Here is a 7,660-nt window from a genome sequence, read left to right on the forward strand (position 1 = left end):
CTATTAATTATCACCTATTATAATGAATAAATTACTCACGAAAGGGCAACTTTCTGTTCTGATTGTTTTTGGAGTATTAATTATTGACCAGATAATAAAGATATTGGTAAAGACTAATATGTTCTGGCATGAAAGTATCCGCATTACAGATTGGTTTTATATCTATTTTACAGAAAATAACGGCATGGCTTTCGGCATGGAATTGTTTGGAAAGCTATTTCTTACAACATTCCGCATCGTTGCTGTGGGACTGATAATTTGGTATCTGGCTAAAATCATTAAAGAAAATTATAAGACAGGCTATATTGTCTGCCTTTCATTAATATTGGCCGGCGCCGTAGGAAATATCATTGATAGTGTATTTTATGGCGTAATCTTCAATGAAAGCACTTATAGCCAAATAGCACATTTTGTTCCTGTAGGCGAAGGCTATTCTGAATGGTTTCATGGTAAAGTAGTGGATATGTTTTATTTTCCAATCATTGAAACCAACTGGCCGGAATGGATACCGGGAATAGGTGGAGAACATTTTATCTTCTTCAGTCCGATATTTAATTTTGCTGACGCTGCTATCAGTTGTGGTATCATTGCATTGTTGTTATTTTATGGAAAATATCTGAACACAGGTATTCACCCGGAAGAAAAAGCTCAGAAAAAAGATGCACAATAAGAAGATTCGTTGGACGTTGTTGCTCAGTGCGGCTTTGCTGGCAGGATGCGGAAAACAAATACCAAAAGATGTCATCCACCCGGATAAGATGGAGGACATCTTGTATGACTATCATTTGACTACGGCTATGTCCGGCAATATCTCTTATGATGAGAACTACAAAAAAGAAGCTCTTCGCAATTACGTATATAGAAAACATCACGTAACCAAAGCAGAGTTTGATTCATCTATGGTGTGGTATACTCGTCATACAGAAAACCTTGCCAAAATTTATACCAATTTAGGAAAACGTTTCCGTGAGGAAAAGAAGGATGTGAAACGCTTGCTGGCAATGCGCGAAAACAAACCCTCAATGTCACAACCTGGAGATACAGTAGATGTGTGGTATAATAAAACACTATATTGGCTGACGGATGCACCACTATCCAACAAGATTACTTTTGAAATTCCCACTGACTCCAACTTCAAAGCAAAGGATGCTTTCTTGTGGTCGGCAAATTACATATTCCTCTCAAACCTGCAACAACAGGTGACGATGGGATTCAATATTCTGTTTGATAATGATTCAGTGTCGGGTAAAGTAGCCGAAGTAACGGCTTCAGGCATACAATCATTATATATCAAGCCGGATTCTGCTTATAAAATCAAGAGCATCAATGGTTTTATCTATCTTACGGGGGATTCTGTCAAAGCTCCGGGTATCATAGTGGATAAAATTTCATTGATTCGTTACCATGAACTAGCAGATACCATATCTATTGTCGCAAAAGATAGTGTACCCGAAAAATCAATGTCTGTCATAGATAAAGATACAGATTCATTAAAAATGGATTCAGTCCAGATGAAAGAAGCTGTTACCCCCGTACGCTTGAATCCACGCGATATGAAAGAAAAGGAGGGTATTCGCCCACAACGTACTCGCCTGCAAAAGAAATGAGACGATTTGCCTGTCAACGTTTATATCTTTCTCCTGACACATACTTCATCCGTTATGTGGTAGAATTGGGAAACAACGGAAAGATACAGAGCTATTACCCTTTGGAAGAAGAAATATATGCTACTCAATGGATAGGGGGAGTGATTGTGCTTTCTGCGAGAAGAAAACTCGAACCGATTATGCCGGAAAAGAATTTCAAAACCTTCCTTGCTCAAGCTACCCGGACAAATACCAAAATTCAGGAATGCTATGCATGGCATATTGCCAATTTTGATATTGTCCGAGAAGAATTTGTCCCTCAAAGCCATATTATCCGACTTTAGCGCAATCTTCTTCTGAACTCGGCACAAACCACAGCTGTGGCAATAGCTACATTCAAAGACTCCGAAGTCTCTCTTTCCTGTGGATAATTAGGAATATACAATCGCCTATTAATAAGTGCTTCCACCTCTCTACTTATTCCATTTCCTTCATTTCCCATTACAATCAATCCGTTAGCAGAAAGAGTCTCAGAATAGATTACATTTCCATCCAGGAATGTTCCATAAACCGGAATCCCTTTGAGTGAAGAAATTAATTTCGGTAAATCACAATAATGCACTTTCACTCGTGCTATTGCCCCCATGGTAGCCTGCACGGTTTTAGGATTAAAGACATCCACCGTTCCGGTAGAGCAAAAAATATCCTCTATACCGAACCAATCGGCTAAGCGGATAATAGTTCCTAAATTGCCCGGATCTTGTATATTGTCCAAAGCCAGGCATAAAGATTTTGAAATAACTTTGCTGTCCGACTCATAAACAGGTTGTTCAAATATAGCCAATACCTCTTGCGGTGTCTTTTGCAAACTGACCCGTGAAAGCTCTTCCTGCCCAACCTCTATCACCTCGTCGGCATGACAACCAGGATGAGAAGAGAACCATTCAGCTGTCCCCGTCAACAACCGACAAGGAAAATGCCCCATCAAATCATCTACCAATTTATGTCCTTCAGCAACAAATACTTTTTCTTCCTTACGATTCTTTTTTAACTCTAACGAACGAATATATTTAATTTTATTCTTACTTAGCATGATTATTTCCATTAAATAACAAATATTAGAGGCAAAGCTAAGAAGATATTTTCAATTAATATCTATCTTTGCGAGTAAATTTGCGAAGGTTACGGATTTGTATGAAGAAAAGCGCACACCCATATATATACACACTCATTTTAGCACTATGCACTTCGTGTTCGGTCAATAAATTTATCCCTGAAAATCAATATTTATTGGATGAAGTAAAAATTGTATCAGACACAAAGGAGGTAAAACCATCGCTTTTTAACTCTTACCTCCGTCAAAATCCTAATGCCAAATGGTTTAACATGGTTAAAATCCCCATGTATATTTATGGTGCATCAGGTACGGACTCTACCAAACGTGTAAATCGCTTCTTCAGAAAAATTGGGGATGCCCCGGTCATTTACAATGCAGATGTTGCCATGAAATCTAAGGAGGAGATAGAAAAAGCCGTACGTAACATGGGGTATATTGGAGCTAAAGTGACTATTCATACCGAAGCAAAGAAGAATAAGTTAAAACTGTTCTACCATATAGAAGCTGGACGTCCCTATATGATACGTCATATAGCTTACAATATTGATGATTTAAATATTAGCGATTGTCTTCAACAGGATTCTGCCCAAAGTATGCTTTTCCCCGGTATGCCGTTTGATGTAAATGTACTTGACGCTGAGAGACAACGAATCACCAGATTGCTCCAGAACAAAGGGTACTATAAATTCAATAAGGATTTTCTGGTATATCAAGCAGATACCACCCGCAATACTTATTTGGTAGACCTCACTTTGAAATTACTTCCTTATCAACGTAAAAAGGAAGATCCACCACAAAAACACAGACAATATTTAGTGAATAGTGTCAACTTTATAGCTGATAGCGAAATGACCCCCATCCGTAAAGGTTCATTTACCGGTTTCGATTCATTGAGCTATAAAGGATACAACATGTACTATAAGGATAAAATGTTTTTGCGCCCGAAACTGTTAGTGGATTTCAACCGTATTCGTCCCGGAGAGTTTTATAGTGAACGTGATGTGCAGAATACTTATAGTGCATTGGGACGTCTGCGCATGCTGAAATATTCCAATATTCGTTTTAAGGAAGTAAATGTAAGCGACAGTACCAAATTGGATGCATATATAGTGATGTCAAAAGGACAAAATAAATCAGTTTCTTTTGAGATAGAAGGTACAAACTCTGCGGGAGATTTGGGTGCGGCTGCTTCCATTTCTTTCCAGCATAGAAACGTGTTCAAAGGGTCGGAAACGTTTACTATGAAAGTACGCGGTGCTTATGAGGCAATCACCGGATTGGGACAAGATTATGTCAATGACAACTATACGGAATATGGTGTGGAAAGCAGTCTTAACTTCCCTGAATTTATGTTTCCCTTTCTTTCTTCGGACTTTAAAAGGAAAATTAAAGCTACCTCTGAAGTGGGACTGAAATTTACATCACAGGTACGTCCTGAATTTTCTCGTATGCTTGCATCAGCGTCCTGGAGTTATCGATGGAGTGATAGAAAACATATACAGCACCGCCTTGATCTGGCGGATATTAATTATGTATATATGCCAAGCAAATCGCCCGATTTTCAAGAGTATTTAGATAAAATGACGGCTAACAACTCATTGTTACGTGCCAGTTATGAAAATGTACTGATAGTGCGTATGGGATACAACTTCACATATAACAGTGCCGGTAATACCATGATGCGCACACCGACAAAGAGTTCGTATTCCTTGCGTGTAAACGTGGAGGAAGCCGGTAATCTAATGTATGCCGCATCCAAACTGGCACACTCTACTCCGAAAGGGGACAAGGGATTTGTATTGGCTAATATTCCGTTTGCACAATATATAAAAGGAGATTTTGACTTTGCCAAGAATTTCATGATTGACCCACGCAACTCTTTCGTTTTTCATATAGGAGTAGGAGTGGCTTATCCTTATGGGAACTCACGGGCACTTCCTTTTGAAAAGCGTTATTTCTCCGGCGGTGCCAACAGTGTGCGCGGTTGGTCGGTACGTTCACTGGGCCCCGGAGGATATAAAGGTAGTTCAGACGGGCAGATGGACTTTATCAAACAGTCGGGGGATATCAAGTTAGACTTAAATGTGGAGTATCGCACCCATCTGTTTTGGAAGTTAAACGGAGCGGCTTTCATAGATGCCGGTAATATTTGGACAATACGCTCAGACTCAGAGCAGGAAGATGGTGTGTTCAAATTCAACAAATTCTACAAACAGATTGCTGTAGCATATGGTTTGGGCATCCGCTTTGATTTAGACTATCTCATTTTACGTTTTGATGGTGGAATGAAAGCTATCAACCCGATGGAAACGGGTAAAGGACGTTACCCGATAACGCGACCTCGATTCAGCCGAGATTTTGCTTTCCATTTTGCAGTAGGTTATCCGTTTTAATTAGATTATAATTTTATAGCTTATGAAAAAAATAGAGAAAAAGGTATATACAGTAGAGGAAGTGGATGAGTTAAAAAAATGGTTTGATAATCAAACACTTCCACAGTCCATGCAAATAAATTCATCCGCTTATTCACCTGATTTAAAAGATACAGTGGCGATGCTGTTTGAACAAGCATATATCTGCTGTAACAACCCGAAGATGCAAGGATGCCTTTTATTATTAGAAAATATTAAGAAAAATTTAGAGGAGAAAAAGGGAATCGAGTAAGCAAAACATTCTTCATATTTGTTTAATACATTAATAGTATTTAATGCAGACAGTATGAAAAAGAATTTATTATTGTATGGCGTCTTTTTTGGGTGCCCTCTCATTATCTTCCTGTTCAGGCAATGCCAAAAACAAAGAAATGACTGACAATGGCATGAGTATGGAAAGTGCAAACGAAGTAATAAGGCATTGTGATACCTCGCTGAAAGTACTGAAAGATTTAATTAATGAAGATTCAATAAAAGCCATATTGGGTTATATAGATAAGACAGAGGGTACAGATATGCTCCCTATTGTTCCACAACCGGCTTTATATGAAGGATAGAGCCTATCTGAAAATAATTATACAATGGCCAATAAAATAAGAAAAGAGGAACTCCTGTTAAGTATAGCCCTATCCGAATACAAACAAGTGATATTTGATATTCTAACCCCGACAGTAGAAAGTGCCAAAACCGTTTTACCTTCCGTTCAAAAGGATAAAAAATAAGAGATAATTCAAAATCCGATAGGCTTATTTTGAAAAAGGTGGGATATGTTTCCACCTTTTTATGTATATTTGCGACTCTTTTGACGCAGCAATTGCGACAATACTATAACTAGAAAACGAAACACAATGAAAATTAAATTTATAAGTCTGGCTAGTGGCAGTAGTGGCAACTGCTATTTCATTGGAACAGACGCATATGGCATATTAGTGGATGCTGGTATTGGAATCCGTACTATTAAAAAACATTTAAAAGACTTGGGTATTGGACTTGATAGGATTCGAGCTGTTCTTATTACCCATGATCATGCCGATCACATTAAAGCGGTAGGGCATTTGGGAGAGAAATTCGGTATTCCTATTTATTCCACTCCCGAAATCCATATAGGCATCAACAAAAGTTATTGTGTGACAGAAAAACTTTCGACCTCCGTCCGCTATTTAAGTAAAGGAACACAAATTCAGATTGAAGATTTCAGAATAACAGCTTTTGAAGTTCCCCATGATGGAACAGATAATGTGGGTTATTGTATAGAAGTAGATGGCAAAACTTTTTCTTTTTTAACAGACTTGGGACATATTACATCTACAGCAGCTGAATATATCTGCAAAGCCAATTATCTAATATTGGAGGCTAACTATGACGAAGAAATGTTGAAAATGGGATCATATCCCCAATATCTTAAGGAACGTATTGCCGGGTCTAATGGTCATATGAGTAATCGTGAAACAGCAGAGTTTTTGGCTGAGAATATCAATGAAGGATTAAAATATATTTGGCTTTGCCATCTGAGTAAAGATAATAATCATCCGGAACTCGCTTATAAAACAGTAGAACTTCTGTTAAGAAGCAAAGGGGTGCTTGTGGGTAAAGATGTACAACTCATTGCTTTAAAGCGAAGTACACCTTCCATGCTCTATGAGTTCGAATAAATTTCGATGAAAAAGTGAAAAAAATGGTGCAAAATATTTGGTAGTTTAAGATAAAACGCCTACCTTTGCAACCGCAAATCAGAAATGAACGCACTCTTAGCTCAGTTGGTAGAGCAACTGACTCTTAATCAGTGGGTCCAGGGTTCGAATCCCTGAGGGTGTACAATAAAAAATGATTTGCAAATGCACTCTTAGCTCAGTTGGTAGAGCAACTGACTCTTAATCAGTGGGTCCAGGGTTCGAATCCCTGAGGGTGTACGAATCAGAAATGAAAATTGAAGAAAAGCTCTGAAAATCAATGATTTTTGGAGCTTTTTCTTTTATGGATTCCTACAAAATATAGAAGGTTCAGTTTGAAAACTTGGGCTCAGTTTGAAAACTTGGGCTCAGTTTGAAAACTTGGGCTCAGTTTGAAAACTTGGGGGAATTAGTTAAAAACACTATCTTTGTGGCATGAAACAGAACCTTCACCCCCCTGCCACTCCACTGGAGATGTTGAGCTTGTTCCTTCCTGCAGGCCTGCTTGACTATTTTGACCTGGTTAACCATGTCTCTCAAGAGACTTGCTTCATTTTTTTTCTTGAGGAAAAGCCTTCCATTCCTCAAGAGCATTCCCATTTACATCTACATTCCAAAGGTTTCTTCCCGGAAATAGAAGTGCAAGACTTTCCTGTTCGCGGCAAGGCTGTATATCTACGCATCAAGCGGCGTCGTTGGGAAGACCCGGAAACAGGACAAACTTATAGCCGTGATTGGAACTTAGTAGCCTCCGGTACTCGCATAACAGCTGAGTTCGGAGCTTTTTTAAAAGCGTTACTTAGACAATCATGCGGTTAGTTGCCAAAGTGTAGCAGAACATTACTGTATGGATGG

The 7,660-nt window shown here is 38.6% G+C and carries 8 protein-coding genes, 2 tRNA genes and 1 pseudogene; 10 read left to right on the plus strand and 1 reads right to left on the minus strand.

From position 1 onward, the window contains the following. Positions 1 to 22: 22 nt before the first annotated feature. Genes HMPREF1534_RS12675 through HMPREF1534_RS12665 form a run of 3 tightly spaced genes read left to right on the plus strand, consistent with a single transcriptional unit; the run spans position 23 to position 1,930 of the window. Positions 23 to 670: a lipoprotein signal peptidase gene (locus HMPREF1534_RS12675; RefSeq protein ID WP_005938635.1), complete on the plus strand. Its 648-nt coding sequence runs from the start codon at positions 23 to 25 to the stop codon at positions 668 to 670. Beyond that, positions 660 to 1,607, plus strand: coding sequence for a DUF4296 domain-containing protein (locus HMPREF1534_RS12670; protein WP_005938636.1), 948 nt, complete (start codon positions 660 to 662; stop codon positions 1,605 to 1,607). Before HMPREF1534_RS12675 ends, HMPREF1534_RS12670 begins: the two co-directional genes overlap by 11 nt. Continuing rightward, positions 1,604 to 1,930: a hypothetical protein gene (locus HMPREF1534_RS12665; RefSeq protein ID WP_005938638.1), complete on the plus strand. Its 327-nt coding sequence runs from the start codon at positions 1,604 to 1,606 to the stop codon at positions 1,928 to 1,930. Before HMPREF1534_RS12670 ends, HMPREF1534_RS12665 begins: the two co-directional genes overlap by 4 nt. On the opposite strand, the gene HMPREF1534_RS12660 is transcribed toward HMPREF1534_RS12665, so the two are convergent. Then, positions 1,927 to 2,679 (minus strand): RNA methyltransferase, encoded by a 753-nt coding sequence (locus HMPREF1534_RS12660; RefSeq protein ID WP_005938640.1) that lies wholly within the window; start codon positions 2,677 to 2,679, stop codon positions 1,927 to 1,929. The genes HMPREF1534_RS12665 and HMPREF1534_RS12660 overlap by 4 nt on opposite strands. Before the next feature lie 101 nt (positions 2,680 to 2,780). Here HMPREF1534_RS12660 and tamL point away from each other — a divergent pair, with 101 nt between their 5' ends. The 7 genes and pseudogenes from tamL to HMPREF1534_RS12625 all read left to right on the plus strand — a co-directional run bounded on the left by tamL (position 2,781) and on the right by HMPREF1534_RS12625 (position 7,624). Continuing rightward, positions 2,781 to 5,096, plus strand: coding sequence for a translocation and assembly module lipoprotein TamL (gene tamL, locus HMPREF1534_RS12655; RefSeq protein ID WP_005938642.1), 2,316 nt, complete (start codon positions 2,781 to 2,783; stop codon positions 5,094 to 5,096). Between the two features lie 22 nt (positions 5,097 to 5,118). Next, positions 5,119 to 5,367, plus strand: coding sequence for a DUF6965 family protein (locus HMPREF1534_RS12650; RefSeq protein ID WP_005938645.1), 249 nt, complete (start codon positions 5,119 to 5,121; stop codon positions 5,365 to 5,367). A 160-nt stretch (positions 5,368 to 5,527) separates the two neighbouring features. Beyond that, positions 5,528 to 5,857, plus strand: a pseudogene (locus tag HMPREF1534_RS21220) (DUF6845 domain-containing protein). Positions 5,858 to 5,983: 126 nt separating this feature from the next. Further along, entirely contained in the window at positions 5,984 to 6,787 is an 804-nt protein-coding gene (locus HMPREF1534_RS12640) for an MBL fold metallo-hydrolase (protein WP_005938655.1), read from the plus strand. Positions 6,788 to 6,877: 90 nt separating this feature from the next. Then, positions 6,878 to 6,950: transfer RNA gene (locus tag HMPREF1534_RS12635), tRNA-Lys, on the plus strand. A 22-nt stretch (positions 6,951 to 6,972) separates the two neighbouring features. Further along, positions 6,973 to 7,045, plus strand: a tRNA-Lys gene (locus HMPREF1534_RS12630). Between the two features lie 195 nt (positions 7,046 to 7,240). Beyond that, positions 7,241 to 7,624 (plus strand): ISAon1 family transposase N-terminal region protein, encoded by a 384-nt coding sequence (locus tag HMPREF1534_RS12625; RefSeq protein WP_005937579.1) that lies wholly within the window; start codon positions 7,241 to 7,243, stop codon positions 7,622 to 7,624. Positions 7,625 to 7,660 lie beyond the last annotated feature (36 nt).

Origin of the sequence: Phocaeicola massiliensis B84634 = Timone 84634 = DSM 17679 = JCM 13223, from assembly GCF_000382445.1 — a bacterium.
Taxonomy (GTDB): domain Bacteria; phylum Bacteroidota; class Bacteroidia; order Bacteroidales; family Bacteroidaceae; genus Phocaeicola; species Phocaeicola massiliensis.

Bases quoted from the DNA above. Each gene is read 5' to 3' on its own strand.
- HMPREF1534_RS12625 (WP_005937579.1), top strand. From the start codon at position 7,241: ATGAAACAGAACCTTCACCCCCCTGCCACTCCACTGGAGATGTTGAGC.
- HMPREF1534_RS12675 (WP_005938635.1), top strand. From the start codon at position 23: ATGAATAAATTACTCACGAAAGGGCAACTTTCTGTTCTGATTGTTTTT.
- HMPREF1534_RS12650 (WP_005938645.1), top strand. From the start codon at position 5,119: ATGAAAAAAATAGAGAAAAAGGTATATACAGTAGAGGAAGTGGATGAG.
- HMPREF1534_RS12670 (WP_005938636.1), top strand. From the start codon at position 660: ATGCACAATAAGAAGATTCGTTGGACGTTGTTGCTCAGTGCGGCTTTG.
- HMPREF1534_RS12660 (WP_005938640.1), bottom strand. From the start codon at position 2,679: ATGCTAAGTAAGAATAAAATTAAATATATTCGTTCGTTAGAGTTAAAA.
- tamL (WP_005938642.1), top strand. From the start codon at position 2,781: ATGAAGAAAAGCGCACACCCATATATATACACACTCATTTTAGCACTA.
- HMPREF1534_RS12665 (WP_005938638.1), top strand. From the start codon at position 1,604: ATGAGACGATTTGCCTGTCAACGTTTATATCTTTCTCCTGACACATAC.
- HMPREF1534_RS12640 (WP_005938655.1), top strand. From the start codon at position 5,984: ATGAAAATTAAATTTATAAGTCTGGCTAGTGGCAGTAGTGGCAACTGC.